The 21336-nt window shown below is 61.8% G+C and carries 18 protein-coding genes and 1 tRNA gene; 11 read left to right on the top strand and 8 right to left on the bottom strand.

Annotated elements, in window-relative coordinates:
• Positions 1-12 precede the first annotated feature (12 nt).
• From F3J45_RS22660 to F3J45_RS22685, 6 genes are all read left to right on the top strand, one after another.
• A complete protein-coding gene (locus F3J45_RS22660; RefSeq protein ID WP_167068092.1) occupies positions 13-2451 on the top strand; it encodes a toxin VasX in 2439 nt (812 codons plus the stop codon).
• 280 nt (positions 2452-2731) lie between these two features.
• Entirely contained in the window at positions 2732-3670 is a 939-nt protein-coding gene (locus F3J45_RS22665) for a DUF6708 domain-containing protein (RefSeq protein WP_167068200.1), read from the top strand.
• Between the two features lie 267 nt (positions 3671-3937).
• Positions 3938-4873, top strand: coding sequence for a DUF6708 domain-containing protein (locus tag F3J45_RS22670; protein ID WP_167068203.1), 936 nt, complete (start codon positions 3938-3940; stop codon positions 4871-4873).
• 108 nt (positions 4874-4981) lie between these two features.
• On the top strand, positions 4982-5791 hold the full coding sequence (gene icmH, locus F3J45_RS22675; RefSeq protein WP_205300648.1) for a type IVB secretion system protein IcmH/DotU: 810 nt from the start codon (positions 4982-4984) through the stop codon (positions 5789-5791).
• Between the two features lie 18 nt (positions 5792-5809).
• On the top strand, positions 5810-5986 hold the full coding sequence (locus tag F3J45_RS22680) for a PAAR domain-containing protein (protein ID WP_167068207.1): 177 nt from the start codon (positions 5810-5812) through the stop codon (positions 5984-5986).
• A 69-nt stretch (positions 5987-6055) separates the two neighbouring features.
• The gene (locus F3J45_RS22685) at positions 6056-7204 is read left to right on the top strand and encodes a M14-type cytosolic carboxypeptidase (protein WP_167068210.1); all 1149 of its coding nucleotides are present in this window, start codon (positions 6056-6058) and stop codon (positions 7202-7204) included.
• A gap of 120 nt (positions 7205-7324) precedes the next feature.
• Here the strand turns inward: F3J45_RS22685 and F3J45_RS22690 are convergent, their stop codons facing one another.
• From F3J45_RS22690 to F3J45_RS22720, 7 genes are read right to left on the bottom strand one after another with little or no spacing between them, the layout of a single operon-like run.
• The gene (locus F3J45_RS22690) at positions 7325-8293 is read right to left on the bottom strand and encodes a spore coat U domain-containing protein (protein ID WP_167068213.1); all 969 of its coding nucleotides are present in this window, start codon (positions 8291-8293) and stop codon (positions 7325-7327) included.
• Entirely contained in the window at positions 8290-10635 is a 2346-nt protein-coding gene (locus tag F3J45_RS22695) for a fimbria/pilus outer membrane usher protein (RefSeq protein ID WP_205299798.1), read from the bottom strand. The genes F3J45_RS22690 and F3J45_RS22695 overlap by 4 nt, the downstream gene beginning before the upstream one ends.
• Before the next feature lie 60 nt (positions 10636-10695).
• Positions 10696-11472: a molecular chaperone gene (locus tag F3J45_RS22700; protein WP_167068216.1), complete on the bottom strand. Its 777-nt coding sequence runs from the start codon at positions 11470-11472 to the stop codon at positions 10696-10698.
• Between the two features lie 40 nt (positions 11473-11512).
• Positions 11513-12016, bottom strand: a complete 504-nt coding sequence (locus tag F3J45_RS22705) for a spore coat U domain-containing protein (protein WP_167068219.1) — start codon at positions 12014-12016, stop codon at positions 11513-11515.
• Positions 12017-12019: 3 nt separating this feature from the next.
• The gene (locus tag F3J45_RS22710) at positions 12020-12553 is read right to left on the bottom strand and encodes a spore coat protein U domain-containing protein (RefSeq protein ID WP_167068223.1); all 534 of its coding nucleotides are present in this window, start codon (positions 12551-12553) and stop codon (positions 12020-12022) included.
• Between the two features lie 19 nt (positions 12554-12572).
• Entirely contained in the window at positions 12573-13109 is a 537-nt protein-coding gene (locus F3J45_RS22715; RefSeq protein ID WP_167068226.1) for a spore coat U domain-containing protein, read from the bottom strand.
• A gap of 30 nt (positions 13110-13139) precedes the next feature.
• Positions 13140-13667, bottom strand: coding sequence for a spore coat U domain-containing protein (locus F3J45_RS22720; RefSeq protein ID WP_167068229.1), 528 nt, complete (start codon positions 13665-13667; stop codon positions 13140-13142).
• Positions 13668-14187: 520 nt separating this feature from the next.
• Here F3J45_RS22720 and F3J45_RS22725 point away from each other — a divergent pair.
• The 3 genes from F3J45_RS22725 to F3J45_RS22735 are packed head-to-tail and all read left to right on the top strand — an operon-like array spanning position 14188 to position 19317.
• Positions 14188-16440, top strand: a complete 2253-nt coding sequence (locus tag F3J45_RS22725; RefSeq protein WP_167068232.1) for an ATP-binding protein — start codon at positions 14188-14190, stop codon at positions 16438-16440.
• Positions 16441-16455: 15 nt separating this feature from the next.
• Positions 16456-16917 (top strand): response regulator, encoded by a 462-nt coding sequence (locus tag F3J45_RS22730; protein ID WP_167068235.1) that lies wholly within the window; start codon positions 16456-16458, stop codon positions 16915-16917.
• A 12-nt stretch (positions 16918-16929) separates the two neighbouring features.
• Positions 16930-19317 carry a response regulator gene (locus F3J45_RS22735; protein WP_167068238.1) on the top strand — a complete coding sequence of 796 codons (2388 nt, stop codon included), beginning with the start codon at positions 16930-16932 and terminating at the stop codon, positions 19315-19317.
• Between the two features lie 173 nt (positions 19318-19490).
• Here the strand turns inward: F3J45_RS22735 and F3J45_RS22740 are convergent.
• Positions 19491-19565 (bottom strand) — tRNA-Gln (locus tag F3J45_RS22740).
• Between the two features lie 269 nt (positions 19566-19834).
• Here F3J45_RS22740 and F3J45_RS22745 point away from each other — a divergent pair.
• Together F3J45_RS22745 and zapE are read left to right on the top strand one after the other, a co-directional pair.
• Positions 19835-20077 carry a hypothetical protein gene (locus F3J45_RS22745; protein ID WP_167068242.1) on the top strand — a complete coding sequence of 81 codons (243 nt, stop codon included), beginning with the start codon at positions 19835-19837 and terminating at the stop codon, positions 20075-20077.
• Between the two features lie 105 nt (positions 20078-20182).
• Positions 20183-21268, top strand: coding sequence for a cell division protein ZapE (gene zapE, locus F3J45_RS22750; protein WP_167068245.1), 1086 nt, complete (start codon positions 20183-20185; stop codon positions 21266-21268).
• Positions 21269-21336: the final 68 nt, after the last annotated feature.

The following is a 21336-nucleotide window of genomic DNA, read 5'->3' on the forward strand; positions in this document are numbered from 1 at the left end:
GCATTTCTGCGCTTGCCAGCGGTTGATACGCTCGCCATCTCCATTGCGGGCCAAACCACCAAATTGCAACTAGCAATAACAAGATGCCTGTTCCCGCCCCTGCAGTCGGCCAAGCCCTATGGGCTAAGGCTGCTGCGCCCGGGCAGTTATCTCTACCTGTTCTACTTCCACCAGGGGCGCATGAAAACCCGCCATTACCAGGTGACCGAGGACGTGCGCTTCGCCCACCTGTGGTGGACACCAGAGGACTACAACAGCGACGCACCCGGCAGCCACGCACACCCGGACACCGCCCGTGCCGCCTACCACGTATTGGCACCCGAAACCCGTATCGCTGACAGGGTGTACCTGATGGTCAGCGAAGCCTTGCTCAGCCACGCCACCCTGTGGCGCATTGAGCAGGACGACGGCGGCCTGCGCAGCCAGCTTGCCACTGCCATGCAACCGGCAGGCTCGCCCAAGCAGCCGCATGTGTTCGATTCAGCCCATGCCGGCAATGCCTTGGCTGACCTAAAGCCTTCCGGCACCGCCGGCATATTCCCCCTTTTCGCAGGCCCCTCCAAGCGCCCGGACTTCATGGCTCGCTATGGCCAGGCCTTGATAAACCTAACCCGTCAACTAGGCCCACGCCCAGGCGTAAGCCCATTGGCAGTGGCCCTGCATGACCCCATCGGGATAGTGAGCGAACTTCACCACTTGGTGACCCTGGCCGTTGAAAGAAAGACCCGCTACGCCGGCCAGCACGCCCACCGCCTGCAGAGTGCCAATTTCATTGCCGGTTATTTCAACGCCGCCAACCAGCAGGCCGGAAGCAACGCCGAAACCGCCGAAGCCCTCAAGCGGCAGCGCAAATTGCTGGATTACGAAGGCGCAATGCGCTTCCCCGATCTGTATGCCCAAGAACTGGCGAAGCTGGACAACGCTGTGGCCGAAACGGTCGCGGATGTTATCGCCTGGGTTCGACTGATCGATGCCGAGCAATTACTGGGCAAGGCGCTGGAAACCTTCGACTTGCAGGTCAAGGCAGTGGCGGATGCTTACGAAGAAACCGTGTTCGACTGCCTGGGTGGATTGGTGCATTGCAGTGAAGGTCGGGATTTACTGCATGACGTTGTGATGATGCCGACCGACCAGAGCCCGTTCTGGTTGGCGGTGGGCAATGGCAGCGAATTGCTGGCCGGCCGGTTCAAGGAAAAGGCCGGAGATCTCGTCAAAGGGGCGTTTGCGGTGGTGGATAACTACCTCGACGAGCACGCCGGTACACCTGCGACCAATGCATTGATGGGGTTACTTCAGGCACTGCCAACCATTCATAAGGCGGATGTGTTGGTGCCTAGGCTCAAGGCTGTGGTGGAGATTCGGTTTAATGCCACGATAGTTATGCACGAAATGAATCTCGCAGATTTTGTTCGACAAGCCAAGGAGTTTCAAACCCCAGAAATTCTTGAAGAAAATAAACTTAAGCACTGGAAATCGCCACGCGCCAGTGCCAACCAAATCAAATTCACAGTCCAAATAAAAATTTACGAATTAATTAAGATTGGAGAAACAACTTACCAAACAACAAATCCATCCCATAGCACCACCCAAAACAACCACCTTTCAAAAAAAGAAACCAACCTGTTTTTACGCACAAAACATACACTAAGCTCAGGACTCGGACCTTCACTAGCAGGACTCGGAGGGTATTTAGCGATAACAAACCTAACCAACACCATAAAAGCAGCGAGAAATAGCAATGAAACAGTTTTCAGTGTATTCGAACTGGTAGGCGCCAGCGCAACGCTAATAGGTGCAGGAATTGAACTCACCACCACAGCACTGTCACTAAAGCTCCAGATCGCCGGACAGAAAACGGGCTTATCTACAATGAAATATTTGTCTTCAAAATTTGGCGTATCATTTTTTGGAGCAGGCGGAGCCGGGCTAGTTTCTCTGATTGACAGCGCAAAAGGTATCCGAGCAGTCAAAGAAAAAAACACTGAACAAGCAGCTATGTATTTTGGCTCTGCTATCGCAGGAGGGGTCATAGCTCTCGCTTCATGGGCGGGAGGGACAGCAGCAGCGGCAGGTGCAATAAGTACAGCTGGCCCAGTTACGGTATTAGGGCTCACACCACCAGGATGGTCGATTTTAGCATTAATTTCACTTGGCGCAGCTATAGCATTTTCAGCAGGCGTTGATTTAACAAAGCATGGGCCGGTAGAAATATGGTTAAAACATAGTGCCTGGGGAAAACATTTCAAGCATTACACAAACCTCGAAGAACTTAATGCCGTGCATAATTTGCATTATCGCCCTCGCATATCGGCTGACTGGCAGCAAACCTTCGGATTTCGGGTGGGAACCCTCCGAATCACGTATCAACTCCCACATTCCAGCGACATACCAACCGAAGAGTTCCAAACTCGACTATCACTCTCACTACATGAAAAAAACTCAAACAAATAACGGGCCCTATAGCACATAACACAGAAAAACGAGCTACCAACTATGAGATTGAGTGCCTGGTCACTCCTACGTTTCATGGTGGAAAACCAAATGGCTGGAGTATTCAAATGCACCAATCCGCAAAAGTCTGGCTAGAGTACTTATTCATCCCAGACACTGCGCAACCCGATATTTATTTTCAACAAAACGGAGCGCCGTCTCCGCTAGAATTTAGAGCACCCGATCTATTTTCAGAAATCATAGACCCAGCCAAGCTAGAATTGATTGAGCCCCCTAAAAAATGACGGCAATAAAAAAACTACCGAAAAACCTTCGCTTCGGGGGTAAAAAGTTATACCACGGCACCCAGCAGCCTTCTCTTCCAGATTCTGACGGGGTACATCGCATCAATGACAAATGCATCGAAATCAACACCTACGCCAACATTGTTAGAAGCGGAAGCGCCGGCTTCATTGGCGTCTCGATTCTAGCATCCATCATAATATCAATTATGATTACCCTGGTGCTTGGCACAGATACAGAAACGCTTCTAGCCATATTAATGGCCAGCCCTTCGCTACCCTTATTTTCTATTGTATTTTATTTTGCCAGCGGGGCTCATCGGTACCGAGGATCATACATCCGAATTAACCGAAACACACGAAAGCTCTACTTCATACATCCAAACAACCCAAACTATATGCACGTTATTGATTGGGACAGTATCGAAGGCTTAGCTGGATTCATACCCATTGTAACTTCGCACGGCTATACCACGAGGCATCCTCTCTATCTCTTCGGCACCGACTACGCCATGACGCCTCCCACAGAAATATTCGCTGCATGTGGAAACTCTGGAGCTCTTGATGGTGGTCAGTCAGCTCAATCACTTTGGGCATACCTACAGCATTACATGACCCATGGCGCAAAAGACTTGCCCTCACCACCAAATCAAACTGCAACAGTGAGCCGACGAGACGCAACGCTTCAGCCATACCGAGAGTGGACGGATGATTTCCGAAAACAGCTTTGTAAAAAACACGGCTGGCTATGGGCTCCCTTCACAATTCCCGAATATATATTTTTGCTGCTTTTTCACGCCTACCCCAATAGTGTCGAAGCGTGTATTCAATACAATGTACCCTTCGTTAAATTTCCTCGCGAAATCGACGTAATCTGCGGCTTCGCCGAAAAACGGAAACCGGTAATACGTGTAAATGGTGTGAAACTTGATCAGTAAGCACCGCTCACGACAGCCCGGCTTCGAGAAAGCAACTTCGCCGGCCCTTACCCAATCAGCCATTCGCCAAGGATCGCACCCTCTGCAATTCATACTCGGCACCGGCACTCAGGAGCAATCTCGACTGATGGATTCCGACAACCGCCTCCTAGCCATTCCCAGACCGACCACCGCAAGGGATCAGAAATACTCCTGCAATTTCAAGCGCGCGATCTCCGCCCTCGTAGAGGCGAGCAAATTTAATTCATTTCGAGATCCAGTTAGATTATGAAAATCAAGAACTTGCCTAAAAATCTAAAAGCTGGCGGCACGATTTTACCGCACGCCTTAAATCATCACATTTTACCGTTGCCAGACGGAGTACATCGTATAAATGACACCTGCATCGAACTCGAGACATATTCAAATCTCACAAGAAGCGGCAGCGCTATGTTCATTGGATTATCGGCATTACTATCACTGATATTTCTTGTAGTTGTCGCAATTTTTGTCAGCACCGACAGCAAAGTCCTACTGATAGCTCTAGCATGGTCACCGCTTACTCCCTGTATTGCCTTAGCCATGTATTTTGCAAGCGGCGCTCATCGCTGTCGCGGCGCTTATATCCGTATAAACCGAATCACCCGAAAACTATATTTCATATATCCAAACAACCAAAAACACATGCACATCATCGACTGGGACAAAATAGAGGCTATGGCTGGGTTCATCCCGATAGTTTCATCTTACGGCTATAGCTCCCGCCACCCACTTTACCTCTTCGCCATTGACTATCGCATGAGCCCTCCCACTGAAATATGCGCTGCCTGTGGGAACCTTAGCGCGCTAGATAATGGGCGCTCCGCTCGTGCCCTCTGGGAATACTTACAACGCTTTATGAGTGACGGAATACAAAACCTACCCCTACCGCCAAAGCGTGCCAAGAAGCTAAGTCGACTCGACTCCACAATTCAACCTTATAGGGAATGGGTAAAAGACATTCAAGAAAACCACTCAAAGACTCGGGCCTGGCTGTGGTCACCACTAACTATACCCCTAGCAATTTTTCTACTGCTTTTTTACACATACCCGAATAGCGTCGAAGCATGGATTCAATACAACGTACCCTACGTTAAATTCCCTCATGAAAACGACGTACTCTGCGGCTTCGCTGAAAAACGCAAGCCCGTGATACGAGTAAATGGCGTAAAGATTGACAATTAGATACCGCCCCACCTTTAAATATCATCAACTCAATAACTGAACTCCAAGTTTCCCGACCAACTCACAACCAATCAAACCAACCTCTCATAACATTAGGTAACTCTTAACATGCCATCCAACACACTACTCCCAAAACTTACAAAACACGCAGAAAAACATAACGCCTCACCCTCCTCCACTTCAACCACTCGCTTCCTCCTGCAACTTGCACCGGGCGACCCCGACTTCGACCTGCGCACCGGCTTCATGAACCCAATGTGCAATGCCGCCCTGTCACTGCTTGGGCTAGCCCTTCGCTTGGAAACACTCGACGACATCGACGATCTCGAAGAGCTCTATCGCGTGGTCTCTATCCAGATAACCAACATCCTCGCGGAAATGGCCCAGCTTCCCTATGAGCCTTTACAGGTATCGGCCTTTTCCTACGCGCTGTGCCTGTACTTGGACGAAGCCGTCATGGACCGGCCTTGGGGCAAAGTTTCAGTTTGGAGCCACATGCCGCTGCTGAGTGAGTTTCACGACGACGCCTTGGGTGGTGAAAAATTTTTTGTAATCCTGGAACGCATGAAACAGGAACCCGCGCGTTTCGTGGACGTGCTGGAATTCATGTATCTGGTGCTGTGCATGGGCTTGAAAGGCAAGTATGCCGTCGTCCCCGGGGGGGATAAAACACTTGAAGCCCACATCGCTGAACTGCGCACGCTTATCAGCAAACAGCGCGGGCCACTTCCTGAGCTGTTTCCCGATGCGCTGAGCAACGTTGCGCCTCGCAACTTCCGCATGCGCCGCCACTGGCCGTGGTGGAGCCCATTGGTGCTAGCTACCGGCATGATCACAGGCATGTATGCCTACTACAGCTACCGATTGCGCCTTGTCACCGCCGAAGTGCTGGATTCACTCAACCTGATCTTGCAGTAGTCACGTTCTGGAGCCTCAATGAACCCCATCGTCCTCATCGGCCACCGCCACGACTGCCCCCTCCACGGCGCCACCACCGTCACCACCGCTGCCGCCCACCTGCTCATCGAAGGCAGCCCTGCCGCGCGGGTGGGCGATACCACCAGCCACGGGGGCACGCTGGTCGAAGGCGACGCGAGTTGGCTGGTGGCGTGATCCGGCGCACTCACGGGGCGCCCAAGCGGTGTACAGTAACCCCCACAACAATTCCCAAGGAGCCCGCCCATGACCGTGACGCTGTCCCCCCTGCAGATCGACTGCGCCTTCGATTCCGGCAATATCCGGGTACTGGATGCCAGCAACCCGGCGCAGGTGCACCTGGCCATTCGCCCGGACACCCACAGCGGCCACTTCCAGTGGTTCCACTTCAAGGTCAGCGGCCTCACGCCGGGCCAGGTCCATCGCTTCAGCCTGGACAACGCCAGCGAGTCTTCCTACAAGAACGCCTGGAGCGGTTACAACGCGGTGGCCTCCTACGACCAGCAGCGCTGGTTCCGGGTGCCGAGCCAGTTCGACGGCAAGGCGCTGGCGTTCGAGGTCAAGGCCGAGCAGGAGCAGATCTGGCTCGCCTACTTCGAGCCCTACCCGCGTGCGCGCCACAACCAGCTGATCGAGCGGGCCCAGCAGTTGCCGGGCGTCGAGTTGCTGGCCCATGGGCGCAGTGTGCAAGGGCGGGACATTCCGCTGCTGCGCGCAGGCGACGGCGCTGCGGGCAAACGCAAGCTGTGGCTGATTGCCCAGCAGCACCCGGGCGAGCACATGGCCGAATGGTTCATGGAGGGGGTGATCGACCGCCTGCAGGCCAATGATGCGACCGTGCAGAAGCTGCTGGAAAAAGCCGACCTGTACCTGATTCCGAACATGAACCCCGACGGTGCCTTCCTCGGCCACCTGCGCACCAACTTCAAGGGCAAGGACCTGAACCGGGCTTGGCAGGATGCGAGTGTGGAGCTGAGCCCTGAGGTGTTCTTCGCCCAGGCGCAGATGAAGCAGTACGGGGTGGATGCCTTTATCGATGTGCATGGGGATGAGGAGATCCCCCATGTGTTCACCGCAGCCTGCGAGGGGAACCCAGGGTACACGCCACGGCTGGCAAAGCTTGAGGAGCAATTTCGCAGCACCTTGTGCAGCGTGACCCGGGATTTCCAGACGGTGCACGGGTACACCCGGGATGAACCGGGGCAGGCCAATACCACGTTGGCGTGCAATGCGGTGGGCATGGCGTATGACTGCCTGTCGCTGACGTTGGAGATGCCGTTCAAGGACCACGACGATGCACCGGAGCCGGTGGCTGGATGGTCGGGGGCAAGGTCCAAGGCCTTGGCGGGGGCGGTGTTGGAGACGCTGTTGAAGATGGTTGACGATTTGCGCTGAGCAAGTTCGGCCCCTTCGCGGGCAAGCCCGCTCCCACAGGTACCGCACTGGCCTTGAGCCTAGCGGACAACCTGTAGGCGCGGGCTTGCCCCGCGAAAGGGCCGGAGCAGGACTGCGCGCTCAGAACGCCACATCAAGAATCACATTGTCGAGATAGCTACCGGCCGGAGGCGTGGTCTGGTCGGTATAAACCTTCGCGTTGTAGTTGAACACCTGGCTCCCGGTCCCCGTGCCGTTGCCGGGGTTCACGTCGGCATCGCTGCTGGAACGCCGGGCGGTGGTCAGCGAGCCCCAGCGCACGGTGCCGGCGCTCTTGAAGATGTCATAGGCCAGGAAGTTGCCGGCCGATGACTTCATGCGCCGGCGCCCGCTGGAAACGTTCTCGCCATCATTCAAACCCACCGTGTAGGCGCTACCCTTGGTGCACGACAGGCTCACGCTCTGGCTCACCGTACCAAACCCGGCCACCACGGGCGCGCTGGCGAAATTGATGTTGGGTGTAGTGATCTGGCAATCGTTGCTCACGGTCAGGGTCACGACCAGCGTCTGCGTGCCTGAGCCAATATCACGCCCAAGGCAGATGGCGCCAATACCGATGCCGGAGCAATAATTCCAGTTCCAGAGCACGGTCAAGGTTTCCTGGTACACCCCAGCGGCGACGTTACTGCCAACCACCGTGCGCATGTACAAAGGCACGGCCTTGGGTGAGGTGCCGTTGAGCAGGCCGAGCAGGTCGAGAATGCCGTTGCGGGCAAAGTCGAATGCCACGCCCCGGGTGATCGGGTAACTGGTGGTGCTGTCGGCATACAGCGTGTAAGCGATCACGTCACCGGTTGGGCCAACCAGGCCGCCGCTGCTGCTACCGGTGATGGTGGCGTAGAAATGGTCGGTGGAACTGAGCAAGCTCAACAGCGAGCCGGTGCATTGCAGCCCCGCGTTGGTCGTCGAGGCCGTCTGCGCGGTGGTGCGTACCAGGGTCGAGTTGACCGTGCCGAACCCTGCAGGCAGGGTTGCCACCGACGAACACAGGGCCCACGCCGAGCCGGCCGGCAGAAGCAGCAGTAGCAATGCATACAGCAGCCTTTTCATCGGCACACCAGCGGGCCGATCAGCGGCACCGTGCCTTGCGTGTCGGGCAGCTCGAACTCGACCGTGCATGGCCCTGCGCCCTCCACCGTCACCTGCAGGTGGTTGCGCGGCGACAGGTTCTCCAGGTACACCAGGCCGTCCCAGCCCACCACCGCCTGGCCGCCACTTTCCTGGTGCACGACCGTGCTGCCCAGTTTCAGCGGCTGCTGGTTGGCATCGACCAGCTCGATGCTCGCCGCCAGCACGCGCTTGAGGGGGAATTCCAGCAGGTAGCCGCTGCCACGGCGCACCGCCACTCGCTGCTCCACTTGCGCGGCCAGCACATCGGGCGGCAGGTTCATCGGGTCGATCTCGTATTTGCCCCGGTAGTAGCCGCTGCTGTAGGGCACCAGCAAGTGGCCGCTGCGATCGGTGTGGCCGATTTCCTGGTTTTCATAGCGCACCGGCACATCGGCGTAACCGCCGGTGCTGACCACCACGAAGGCGTCGTCGATACGGTTGGCGGCGTAGACGCCCGAATCCATCCACACCAGCGAGCCACTGGCATCGGCCCAGCGGGTCATCTCGCCGCTGCTGCCATACACGCCAGCCTGCAGCTGCACCGACTGCAGGCGCCAGGTGACGTCGGCCTGGCGGTAGGCATCACGGTCGCTGCCGCTGGCGTAACCGAGGTTGTAGCCAACGCCACCGCCCACCGGCACGGCGCGGCTGTAGTTCACCCGCTGCAGGCTCTCGCCGTCCTTGCTGCGCTCGGTGCTGACCGCCAAGGTGCTGCCGAAGTCGAACGGAATCACCACCTGCGCCTGCACCGCCCAGTTGCTGTCACCCACCTCGCGGTTGGCCGACAGGTACAGGCTGCTGTTGCCCCACAGCGGCTTGCTCCAGCTCAGGTTGATCAGCCGGGTGCGCGTGCCGTCCCCGGCGCGCACATCGAAGTAACCGGCGCCAAGGCTGCCGTACCGGTTGAGGTTCAGGCTGACGGTCACCTGCTCGCTACGCTGGCTCAGCTGGATATCGGGGGTGTCGACGCGGGTCAGGTCGGCGTAGTCGCCATGGCGCTGCAGGCGCTGGTAGCTGAAGCCGATGCGCTGGCTGTTGTACTGGTAGCCCAGGGCAACCTGATGGCCCTTGTCACCGTCGAACTGGCTTTGCGCCAAGGCCGCGTTGAGCACCCCGAAGGTGCCCAGGCGCATGTTGCCGCCCAGCCCGCCCAGCAGCAGCGACTCAGCGGTTTCAACGTGGGTTTCCAGGGTGAAGGTGTCGCTGAGGCCATGGCGCAGGCTGGCGGTGGCGACGCCTGGGCCATAGCCGAAATCCTTCACCCCGTAGTCACGGCGCAGGCTACCGGCAGCCACCGAGTAGTCCGACAGGCCTTTTTGCAGCAGGCTGCTGGTGACATAGAACGGCAAGGTGGTGGACACCTGCCGGCCAAGGGCGTCGGTGGTTACCACCACCGCTTCGCCGGCGCCGTTGATGAAGGGCACATTGGTCAGGGTGTAGGGGCCGGGCTGCAGTTCCGAGGTGCTGGCCTTGTAGCCATTGATGAACAGGTCCAGCGAAGTCGGCACCGCCGCCTCGCCGGCAAAGGCCGGCAGCGGGTAAGTCACAAGGTCGGGGCGTGCGCCGAAGTCGCGCGACAGTTGCAGGCCGCCGACCCGGACCGAGCTGGTCCAGGGCAAGGCGCCGGTCACGAAGTCGCCCGCCTCAAAGGTCAGCAGGCGTTGCTCGTCGGTGAAGCGCCAGGTGGTGTCGTAGCGCAGGAAGCCTTGCCGGTTGGTGTCGTTCTGCGCGGCATTGAAGCTTTGCCGCCACTGGCCGGTGCTGCTGAACGTGCCCCAGCTGTCGAACAGGCGCAGCTCGTTCCAGGCCGCCAGGTAGGTGCCGCCGTCGTCGGTGTCGTTGAGGTAGATGTCATAGTTGAGCAAGGCACCGAAACTGCTGCGCGCCTCGCTCGGCGGATACAGGTTGCGATCGCCCAGTTGCTGGTCCGGCAGCCAGGCCGGCGGCACCTGCAGCATCAAGCGCTGGTTCTGGCTGTCGTAATCGGCGTGCAGGCCGCTGATGTCCTCCAGCGCCACCTCGCCCTGGGGTTCGCCGGGCAGGTGAATGCCAGCGGCACGCAGCACGTCGCTGTCCAGGTACAGCCGCCCAGTGCGCTGCTGCACCGGCACCAATTCAGCCCTGGGCACCTGGTTCACCAACAGGTCGAGGTACAGGGTGGCATCGGCCACGGCGGCGGCTTCGGTGGGCGGTGGCGGCAGGTCGTCGGCCACGGCCAGGCAGGGGGCGATCATCGCCAGCCCCATGCACCAGCGGCACGGCACCTGCCATAGCCTTTTCACACCCGGATTCCGACCATTGCCGGGGCCTCCCTGGTCCCTGACGCTCATTCAACCGCGCACTCATTGCCCTTGCCGGATCGCTTCGGCCGTTTCCTGGCCGTTGACCCTCCCCTTGATCACGCTGCCTGCATTGGGCGCCACCGGGGCCGGCCAACGCATGCTGGCGCCGGGCAGCACGTAGCCAAGCAGCCCTTCGGCCAATGGCTTGGCCTGGCTGCCCTGCTGCACCACCACATCAGTCAGCCGCGCGTGCACCGGCCCGGTATTGCGTAGTTCCACATAGGGTTTGCCCTGCACCGTCACCGGGCGCCAGCTCAGCTGCGGCTTGCCGACCCCGGCGGCGTTGCGCTTGCCCTCCGGGTCGGCCTTGCCCCACAAGCCTTCGCCATAGACGAACAGCGGCACCGAATAGCGCATCTGCAGGCGAATGGCTGCAGTGGTGCCCTGGCTTGCGCTGTCGGCCGGCAGGGGTGAAGGAATTTCATCGATGATGATGCGGTAGGCCTGCTCCTGGCCGGCCGGCGAGCTGCCGGTGCGGGTCAGGCGGATCAGTTGCTTCTGCCCCGGCGCGATGTTGGCCACCGGCGGGCTGCCGATGATGTCGCGCTGGGCCTGGAACTGCTCCTGGTAGTCACCCTGGCGCCAGGCGAACACCCGTACCTGCAAGCTGGCCGGGGCCGCGCCGCGGTTCTCCAGCCACAATGCACCGGCCTTCTGGCCGGCTTCCAGCACCGGGTCAATCGGCCAGATCAGCACCGACGTCGCCGCCCCCGCCGGCAGGCTTGCCAGCAACAGTGAACCGACTACACCCTGCGCCCACTTCGCGCCTGCCACCATGCCGCTCTCCTTGGTTTCTTCTTCTGCGGTGCCGCTGGCTTCACCAGGTCACCGACACTTGCACCACATCGGTGTAGGTCCCGGCCGGCAAGGTGCCGGGCAACTGGGTACGGCCATACACCGGCAACTTGATGGCCGTGGCGTCGGTGTAGCTCACCGCCACGCTCTGGCCGATTCCCAGGGTTTGGCTGTAGGCCGCGTCCCGGTACAACTGGTAGGCCAGCACCTGCGTGCCGCCGCTAAGCTTGAGGTTGCGGGTACCGCTGGCGCTGTTCTGGCCGCCGTCCACGCTCATGGTCATGCTCACCCCCGGGGTGCACTGGAAGGTCACCGTGGTGCCGCCCAGGGACGTGCTGAGAATGCCGGTGGACAGCGCCGACTGGGTGCCGAAGTTGAGCACCCCATAGTTGCTCACCCCGCCTACCACCAGGCAGCCGGCAACGATTTGCGCGCTCACCTGGAAGGTGCTGGTGGTGGCCGCGTCCAAGGGCGTGGCCAGCAGCACGCCGAGGCCCGTCAGGCACCCGCCGAGCCAGCTGCGCATGGCTCAGAACGACAGCTCGACCGCAACCGTGTCGGTGTACACCCCGGCCGGCAGGCCCGCCTTGCCGCGTGCCTGGCCGTACAGGTTGACGGTTTGCGCCACGCCCGTGCTGGTGGGCAGGGTAATGGTGCCGTCGATGGCCAGCAGCGTGGTGCGCCCTGAGTCGGTGTAGAAGTCGTAGGGCACGAAGTTGCCGGCGCCATCGGCCAGCGCGCGGGTGCCGCCGGTGGACTGGCCATCGTGGGCGCCGGCCCGCACGCGAATGGCCGGCACGGTGCCTGCCGAGCAGAGAATGCTCATGGCACCGCCGCCACCGCCCAGCACCTGGGCGTTGGCCGTGGTGAACAGGGCATCGGCCGTACCGAAGTTCAACGTACCGAAGTTCAACCCCGAGGTGCCGCCGGCACCATTGACCTGGCAGGCCGAGATCAGGGTCAGGGTGGATGAAATGGTCCCGGTCACCGTGGCCGCCTGGGCCTGGGCAGCCAAGGCCAGGCCGAGGCCGGCGAGCATGCAGCGCGTGAAAGTCGTTCGCATCGGAGTCTCCTTGCGTCGTTTACCAGTCCAGGGTCACTCTCAGGGTGTCGCGGTACAGCCCGGCAGGCAGCGCGCGCGGCTGCGCTACCACTACGCCGAAGATGGGAATCGGCACCTGGTCGGTGCTGTTGATGAGGAACGCGCGGGCCTGGCCGATGCCGTAATGGCTGTTGCCACTGGGGTCGACCGCCAGCTGATAGGGAATCATGACGTTGCCGTTGCTCAGCCGGCGCACGCCGTCGCCGCCGTTCAGGCCAGCGTTGATGCTGACGTTGAAGGCCCGCACCTCGGGCGTGCAACTGATCTGCAGATTGCCATCGCCGGCGGCGCCATCGACCCGGGTTCGCAGGGGCTGCTCCCAGTTCGGGCCACGCTGGCCGAAGTCCATCACCCCAGGGTTGCCGAGGGTGGCAGGCGGTTGGTCGCCGCTATTGATCTGGCAGGCGGCGCTGATTTCCAGGCGCGCCTGGATGAAACCGGTGGTGGTGCCATGGGCCACGCCTTCGGGCAACAGCAGTGGGCCGAGGCTCAGAAGCAGGATCGACGTGGTTTTCATGGGGTGGCGTCCTTGTCCATGGCGGCCTCGCTACCAGGTGACCGTGACTTTCAGCAGGTCGGCGTACTGCCCAGCGCGGGGCACCCAGGCCAGGCGGTCGATCCGTGCATACAGCGGCAGCTCCACGCTGCCGCTGTCGGGCACGCGCGCCGTCTGCGCCTCGTTCACCACCACTGGCTCGCGCCAGGCGGGGTCACGGTAGAGCCGGTAAGGAATGGGCCGGGCCTTGCCGTCCGGGCTTGCCAGAAAGCGCAGTTCGCCAATGCCGCCGTGTTGGCCGCCGTCGATGCGCACCTGGTAGGTGGTGTCGGGGTTGCATTCCAGGCGCGGTGGGTGGCGGGTCACCAGCACGCCGCTCAAGGGCGCGCCTGGGCCGTCCAGGCGAGCGGCACTGCCCAGGTCGATTTGACCCAGGGCCTGAGCGCCCGCGTCGCGCTGCTGGGTCACCAGCATGCAACCGCGCTCGACCAACACCCGCACTTCTACCAGGAAGTCTGTCGCCACGGCACTGCCGCTCAACAACAGGCCCAACAGCGCGGCCAGGAAGCGTTCCGTCACTGAATATTCCTTGTTTCCCTGTTCTCTGTTTTGAGCGTAGCAGCAGGTGGCAAGTGCGTAATGGCGGGGGGCCACTCTTTGGTGTTAGGCATAAAGTTCGGCTGGGGCGTTGGGTTGGCCGTGAGACCGAGCGCCGCCCACGCGGCGCTTCGCGAGCTGCGCTCGCTCCTACGTTTGTTTCGGGCCAGTGAGTCCTGGGGGATTTGCGCGCGAACGCTTTGGCGCATGGCACGATATCGCGCCGTACAAACAAGGCGGTCGCGCGCGCCTGTAACAGGCATAACTGGCCCGAAACAAACGTAGGAGCGAGCAAAGCTCGCGAAGCGCCGCGCGGGCGGCGCTCGATCTCACGGCCAACCCAACTCCCCAGCCGGACCCCACCGCCCCAAAGATTTTCCACCCCCCAAACCGAACCCCAACCCGCACAAGCCCTCAAAAGCCATGAACCGGCAAAACACCCCGCATTCTGTTACGGTGCAGGGCTATACCCGGCCGGTACCTGAACACAGGAGCGTTTCCATTGACCACAGCAGACACCGCGCTAGCCGCAGCCGTGGAGCGCTGCGCCCAGGAGCCGATCCAGGTGCCCGGTAGCATCCAGCCGCACGGTTTTCTGCTGGTACTGGACGAACACGACCTGCGCATCCTCCAGGCCAGTGAAAACGTCGCGCAGTGGCTGGGGGTGCCGGCCAATGAACTGCTCGGCTGCACCTTCACCGACGTGGTCAGCGAAAGCTTCGACCTGCGCCAGCACCTGCAGCGCCTGCCCGGCGACGAAGCCTTCCCGTTCCATATCGGTGACCTGCACCTGCGCCAGGGCGCGCCCTACAGTGCGCCGCTGCGCCTGCTTGCGCACCGCCACGACCAGGTGCTGATCGCCGAATTCGAACCCTGCCGACAACCCGCCAGCATGGCCGACACAGGCGACTATTACCCGCTGGTACGCGGCTTCGTCAGCAGCCTGCACAATGCCGACAGCCTGGAGGCCCTGCTGCAGCAGTGCGTGGTGCAGCTCAAGCGCATCACCGGCTTCGGCCGGGTCAAGGCCTACCGTTTCGATGCCGAAGGTAACGGCCAGGTGCTTGCCGAAGTGGCCGACGCCGACTACCCGCGCTACCTGGGCCTGCGCTTTCCTGCCGCAGACATCCCGCGCCAGGCCCGTGAACTGTACCGGGTCAACCGCATTCGCGTGATCGAAGACGCCAACTACACTGCATCCCCCCTGCACCCGGCCATCAACCCGCGCACAGGCAAGCCGTTGGACATGAGCTTCGCCGCCCTGCGCAGCGTGTCGCCGGTGCACCTGCAGTACATGCGCAACATGGGCACGCTGGCGTCGATGTCACTGTCGATCGTGGTCGACGACCAGCTGTGGGGGCTGATTTCCTGCCACCACGCCCAGCCCCAGCCGGTGGACTTTCGCACCCGCACCGCGTGCGAATTGCTGGCCAGCGTGTTGTCGCTGCAGATCGAGTCGCGCGAGGCCCACGCCAAGACCCGCCAGTTGCTCTACCTGCGCCAGCACATCGTGCGCATGATCTCGTCGATGGCCGACCACGACAGCGTCAGTGCCGGCCTGCTCGACCTGCCCGAGGTGCTGCTGGCGTTCGCCGGTGCCAACGGTGCCGCGGTGATCTCCGCCGAGCGCTGCGACCTGATCGGCCAAACCCCGCCCGCCGCCCAGGTCAACGCCCTGGTGCACTGGCTGGCCCAGCGCGGCGAGGAAGCGGTGTTCCACACCGACAACCTCGGCCGCGATGTCGACGACCTGCCGGAGCTGGCGTCCCATGCCGGCGGGGTACTGGCGGTGGCCATCTCGCAAATCCACTCCCACTACCTGCTGTGGTTCCGGGCCGAACAGGTGCGCAACGTCGACTGGGCCGGCCGCCCCGACAAACACATCGGCGCCCACGGCGCGCTCGACCCGCGGCACAGCTTCGTCCGTTGGCAGGAACAGCTCAGTGGCTACTGCGAGCCCTGGGACCCGCTGGTGCTCGAAGGCGTGCTTGAATTGCGCTCCGCCGTGCTCGGCATCGTGCTGCGCAAGGCCGAGGAAATGGCCCAGCTGGCCAACGAGCTACGCCGTTCGAACAAGGAGCTGGAAGCCTTCTCGTACAGCGTGTCCCACGACCTGCGCGCACCGCTGCGGCACATTGCCGGCTACACCGAACTGCTGGGTGAAATCGAAGGCCAGGGCCTGAGCGAGCGCGGCAAGCGCTACCTGCAGCACATCGAGGAAGCGGCGCGGTTTGCCGGCAGCCTGGTGGATAACCTGCTCAATTTCTCGCAAATGGGCCGCTCGGCGCTGCGCCTGTCGGACGTCGACCTCAATGCCCTGGTGCAAACCATCCGCCAGGAACTGGCGCCCGACTACGAAGGCCGGGAAATCGTCTGGAACATCGCCAAGCTGCCCAAGGTCATCGCCGACCCTGCGTTCATCAACCTGGCCCTGCACAACCTGGTCGCCAACGCCATCAAGTACACCCGTGGCCGCGAGCCTGCGCGCATCACCGTGGGCGCCCGGCAGCACGCCGGGGAAACCGAGATCTATATTCAAGACAATGGCGTCGGCTTCGACATGGCCTACGCCAACAAGCTGTTCGGCGTATTCCAGCGCCTGCACCGCATGGAAGAATTCGAAGGCACCGGCATTGGCCTGGCCAGCGTCAGGCGCATCATCGAGCGCCACGATGGCCGGGTCTGGGCCGAAGGCCAGATCGACCGGGGCGCCAGCTTCCACTTCACCCTACCCCGTCACCCAGCGACCCCCTGAGGCACCCGTACCATCATGCTCAAGCCCATTTTGCTGGTCGAAGACAACCCCCGGGACCTGGAGCTCACGCTCCTGGCCCTTGAGCGCAGCCAGTTGGCCAACGAGGTGATCGTTCTGCGTGACGGCGCCGATGCCCTGGACTACCTGCTGCGCCGCAACGCCTACGCCGAACGCGACGACGGCAACCCGGCGGTGCTGCTGCTGGACCTGAAACTGCCCAAGGTCGATGGCCTGGAAGTGCTCAAGACCGTGCGCGCCACCGCCGACCTGCGCAGCATCCCGACCGTGATGCTGACCTCCTCGCGCGAGGAGCCTGACCTGCTGCGCGCCTATGAGCTTGGGGTTAACGCCTACGTGGTCAAGCCCGTGGAGTTCAAGGCATTCGTCGCTGCCATTTCCGACCTGGGCGTGTTCTGGGCGGTGCTCAACGAGCCGCCACCCGGCTCGCTGCGCCTGAACCGCCGTGGCAGCCACTGAGGCCAGCGCCAGATGCAGCCAACGCCCCTGAAACTGCTGATGGTCGAAGACAGCTCGATGGACGCCGAGCTGGCCTTGATGCGCCTTGAGCGCAGCGGCCTGCAGGTACAGTCGCACCTGGTGTTCGACCATGTCGGCGTCGAGCATGCCCTGCTCGCCAGCCATTTCGACCTGATTCTCTGCGACTGCGTGCTACCCGGCTCCTCCGGCACCGACGTGCTGGCCATCGCCCAGCGCCTGGCACCGGACACGCCGTTCATCTTCCTGTCCGGCATTTATGGCGAAGAGCACGCGGTGGAAATGATCCGCCTGGGTGCCACCGACTATGTGCTGAAAAAGAACCTGCCGCTGCTGCCCAAGGCCGTGCGCCGCGCCCTCACCGAAGTGCAGGAGCGCCAGCGCCGGCGCCGCGCCGAAGAAGCCCTGGCCGACGTCGAAGCACGTGCGCGCATTGCCATTGACGCCGCCGGCATGGGCACCTGGGATTACCGCCCGCAGCAGGGCCTGCTGGTCTGGGACGACCGCTGCAAGGCCTTGTTCGGCTTGCCAGCCGATACCGAGATGAACCTGGACGTGTTCTACGCCGGTATCTACCCGCCCGACCGCGCGCGCGTGCGCCAAGCCGTGGAGCAGGCCATGCGCCCGGACAGCGATGGCCTGTACCGGGTCGAGTTGCGCATCGCACCGCCTGCTGGCCAGGAGCCGCGCTGGCTGCTCAGCAGTGGCCAGTGCCAGTTCGTCGATGGCCAGTGCGTGCGCTTCTCCGGCGTGCTGCAGGACATCCACACCCAGCGCCAGGCCACCCAGGCGCTCAAGCAGCTCAACGAAATGCTCGGCGAGCGGGTCGAGCGGCGTACCCGCGAGCGCGACCGCGCCTGGGAGTTGTCCCAGGACTTGCTGGCGGTACTCAACAAGGACCTGACCCCGGTCGCCCTCAACCCGGCGTGGGAAGCCAGCCTGGGCTTCTCCCGCGAACGCCTGAGCCAGGCCTCACTGCTGCACCTGTTGCCTGAAGCTGACCAGGAAGCGCTGCTGACCGAACTGGCCGCACTTGCCCATGGCCGCACCAGTGCGCGCTTCGTTGGCCGCATCCAGCATGCCAGTGGCCAGCTGCGCTGGCTGTCGTGGGTGGTGGTGCCGGAAGACACCTTGCTCTACGTGGTGGCCCGGGACATCACCAGCGAACGGGAAACCGCCCTGGGCCTGGCCGAGGCCAACAGCCGCCTACGCGAACAGATCACCGAGCGCGAACGCATCGAAGCGGCGCTGCAGCAGATGCAGCGCCTGGAAGCGGTGGGCCAGCTCACCGCTGGCGTTGCCCACGACTTCAACAACCTGCTGACGGTGATCCTCACCGGCGCCAGTTTCCTTGAGCGCGACCTGGGCAAGGGCGACCTGGGCAAGGCCCGCAGCCGCCTCACGCACATTCGCGAAGCCGGCGAGCGCGGCGCCAAGCTGACCTCGCAGTTGCTGGCATTCTCCCGCCGCCAGCGCCTGGAACCGGTGCCGCTGAACCTCAACCGCACCCTCACCGGCCTTGAGGACCTGCTCAGCCGCACCCTCGGTGGCAGCATCGCGGTAAGCCTGGACCTGGACCACAGCCTGTGGCAGGCGCTGACGGACCCGACCCAGACCGAGATGATCATCCTCAACCTGGCGATCAACGCCCGCGACGCCATGCCCGACGGCGGCCAGCTGACCCTGGCTACCCGCAACACCCGCATCAGCGCCCGCCCGCAACGCCCGGAAGACCCGGAGCCTGGCGAGTACGTGATGCTGAGCATCCGCGACACCGGCTGCGGCATGAGCGAAGACGTCCTGGCCAAGGTATTCGAACCGTTCTTCACCACCAAGGACATCGGCAAGGGCTCGGGCCTGGGCCTGGCCCAGGTATTTGGCTTTGCCAAGCAGTCCGGCGGTGGCGTGCGCATCGACACCGAGCCTGGGCACGGCACCCAGGTGGCCGTTTACCTGCCGGCGGTGAAACATGACATGCCAAACGAGCCAGTCGCAGCCGGGGCGGTGCAGTCGGCTGCCGACAGTGGCCGCGACCGCACGGTGCTGTTGGTGGACGATGACCACCTGGTGCGCGACATGCTCGGCGATGTGCTGCGCCAGTATGGCTACCAGGTGCGCCAGGCGCACAGTGGCGAACAGGCGCTGGCGTTGCTGGATGACGGCATCGACCTGCTGCTGACCGACTTCGCCATGCCGGCCTTCAACGGTGCCCAACTGGCGCTGGCGGCACGCGAGCGTTATCCGCAACTGCCGGTGGTGTTCCTCACCGGGTATGCCGAGCTGGGTGGGCTGGAGTTGCCGCGGAGCCTGGTGATGCAGAAACCGGTGCAGGCCGATGAGCTGGCGCGGGTGTTGAATGAGTTGTTGCGGGTGGGCGGGTAGCCAGGCGCTACCTGTTTCGGCCCTATCGCGAGCTGCGCTCGCGCCTACCAGGACCGCACCGCCCTCGGTAGGAGCGAGCGCAGCTCGCGATAGGGCCAAAACAGGAAACCCGAAAACGCCAAAACCCAGCGCCGACCGTTGTCTGCACTGAATAAAGAATTCGATAGGAAAAATGGCAGGGGCGGCTGGATTCGAACCAACGCATGGCAGGATCAAAACCTGCTGCCTTACCGCTTGGCGACGCCCCTGTATCGGATGCAGCTGATGCTGCTCTGACAATTCCAATTAGGTGACAACTGGGTTGTTGTCTTGGAATGCGCGGCACTTTAACAACAAAGTTTCAGTCTGTGAACCCCCTACGTGAAAAAAAATGCCTTAAAACAGCAAGTTAGTGTTCGCGAGCCGGTTTTGCGGTCTCCAGGGCACCATCCGTCGCATTTCTGCCGCTTCGCTTCAACACATTGGCATTCCTCCCTTCCAATCAGATAAGCCAACTGCATTGACCAAGGAGGATTTCATGCCCGTCTCCCACGACCTCTACCAGGACCTGCACTACCCCCGCGAGATCGTTCAGCAGCGTCGCCAGCAAGACCCGGCCCTGGACCGCCTGCTCGACGAGTACGTGGATATCGACAACCAGGTACTGGCGGCCGAGTCCATCTCGGCCGGCAATTTCCAGGACGACGACCTGCGCCACCTCAAGGAGCGCCGGCTCAGCATCAAGTACATGATCGAGCGCCAGTTGCAGCGCAAGGCCTGAGCTATCGAGCCAGGCGATCGATGCCTGGCATTTTTTGTATTGGTCAAACGCGCCGTCCTCGGGCAAGCTGCGCCCTGCCCTGCCATCGCCCAAGGAGGCTTCGTCTTGTCCGCCTGGATCCCTGCCCCGCTGCGCCAACTCGGCCAGCGCCTGCGTACCGCCGCGCCGCAGCACTGCGAACTGCTTGCCTGGTTCGAAGACAAGGCCGCCAGCCGCGGCTACCAGCTCAGCGAGGGCCAGCGCCGGGTCATCCGCAGCATGGCGGCGCAACTGGCGCAGCTTGAAGAGGGCCAACCGCGCAGCCTTTACCTGTATGGCTCGGTGGGGCGCGGCAAAAGCTGGCTGCTGGACGGCTTCTTCCAGGCCGTGCCGGTCGAGGCCAAACAGCGCCTGCACTTTCACGACTTCTTTGCCCGCCTGCACCAGGGCATGCACCAGCACCGTCTGCTGGACGACGCCCTGGGCGCGACCCTCGATGAGCTGCTGGGCGGCTGCCGGGTGCTGTGCTTCGATGAGTTCCATGTGCATGACATCGGCGATGCCATGCTGCTCACTCGCCTGTTCAACGCCCTGTTCGCCCGCGGCATCTTCCTGCTGGTAACGTCCAACTACGCGCCCGAAGGGTTGTTGCCCAACCCGCTTTACCACGAGCGCTTCCTGCCGGTGATTCGCCTGATCCACAGCTCAATGGAAGTGCTTGAAGTGGGAGGTGACACGGACTTTCGCAGCCTGCCGGCCAACCGCGAGCATCAGCGTTTCACCCAGGGCCACTATGTATGGCCGGGCGATGCAGCCCAGCGCCAGACACTGAAGCTGCCGGATCAACAACCGGTGGTGCTGGAAGTGAACAAGCGGCCCTTGCGCGCGCTGGCCATCGATGGCCGGCGGGTGGTGCTGGCGTTCGACGACCTGTGCGAAAAGGCCACCGCAGTGATCGACTACCTGGTGTTGGCCGGGCAGTACGACGAGTGGGTGATCGAGGGGCTGGATGACCTGGCGGAGTGCTCACTGGCTGCGCAGCAACGCTTCGTCAACCTGGTGGATGTGCTGTATGACCAGGACCGGCAGGTAACGGTGATCGGCACCCGGCCCCTGGCGCAAAGCCTGGGCGGGCCGCTGGCCGACCTGATGCGCACCCGCAGCCGGTTGGGGCAGTTGCATCAGGTGGGGCCTGAGGGCGCTATTGCCTGATCCGGCCCGTTCGCGGCGCAACAACGCTTGGGGCCGGTGCGTGCCCCATCGCGAGCTACGCTCGCTCC

Source organism: Pantoea sp. Ap-967 (assembly GCF_011752565.1).
GTDB lineage: Bacteria > Pseudomonadota > Gammaproteobacteria > Pseudomonadales > Pseudomonadaceae > Aquipseudomonas.

Bases quoted from the DNA above. Each gene is read 5' to 3' on its own strand.
- F3J45_RS22730 (WP_167068235.1), top strand. From the start codon at position 16,456: ATGCTCAAGCCCATTTTGCTGGTCGAAGACAACCCCCGGGACCTGGAG.
- F3J45_RS22705 (WP_167068219.1), bottom strand. From the start codon at position 12,016: ATGCGCAGCTGGCTCGGCGGGTGCCTGACGGGCCTCGGCGTGCTGCTG.
- F3J45_RS22700 (WP_167068216.1), bottom strand. From the start codon at position 11,472: ATGGTGGCAGGCGCGAAGTGGGCGCAGGGTGTAGTCGGTTCACTGTTG.
- F3J45_RS22670 (WP_167068203.1), top strand. From the start codon at position 3,938: ATGAAAATCAAGAACTTGCCTAAAAATCTAAAAGCTGGCGGCACGATT.
- F3J45_RS22745 (WP_167068242.1), top strand. From the start codon at position 19,835: ATGCCCGTCTCCCACGACCTCTACCAGGACCTGCACTACCCCCGCGAG.
- icmH (WP_205300648.1), top strand. From the start codon at position 4,982: ATGCCATCCAACACACTACTCCCAAAACTTACAAAACACGCAGAAAAA.
- F3J45_RS22710 (WP_167068223.1), bottom strand. From the start codon at position 12,553: ATGCGAACGACTTTCACGCGCTGCATGCTCGCCGGCCTCGGCCTGGCC.
- F3J45_RS22685 (WP_167068210.1), top strand. From the start codon at position 6,056: ATGACCGTGACGCTGTCCCCCCTGCAGATCGACTGCGCCTTCGATTCC.
- F3J45_RS22735 (WP_167068238.1), top strand. From the start codon at position 16,930: ATGCAGCCAACGCCCCTGAAACTGCTGATGGTCGAAGACAGCTCGATG.
- F3J45_RS22715 (WP_167068226.1), bottom strand. From the start codon at position 13,109: ATGAAAACCACGTCGATCCTGCTTCTGAGCCTCGGCCCACTGCTGTTG.
- F3J45_RS22690 (WP_167068213.1), bottom strand. From the start codon at position 8,293: ATGAAAAGGCTGCTGTATGCATTGCTACTGCTGCTTCTGCCGGCCGGC.
- F3J45_RS22665 (WP_167068200.1), top strand. From the start codon at position 2,732: ATGACGGCAATAAAAAAACTACCGAAAAACCTTCGCTTCGGGGGTAAA.
- F3J45_RS22680 (WP_167068207.1), top strand. From the start codon at position 5,810: ATGAACCCCATCGTCCTCATCGGCCACCGCCACGACTGCCCCCTCCAC.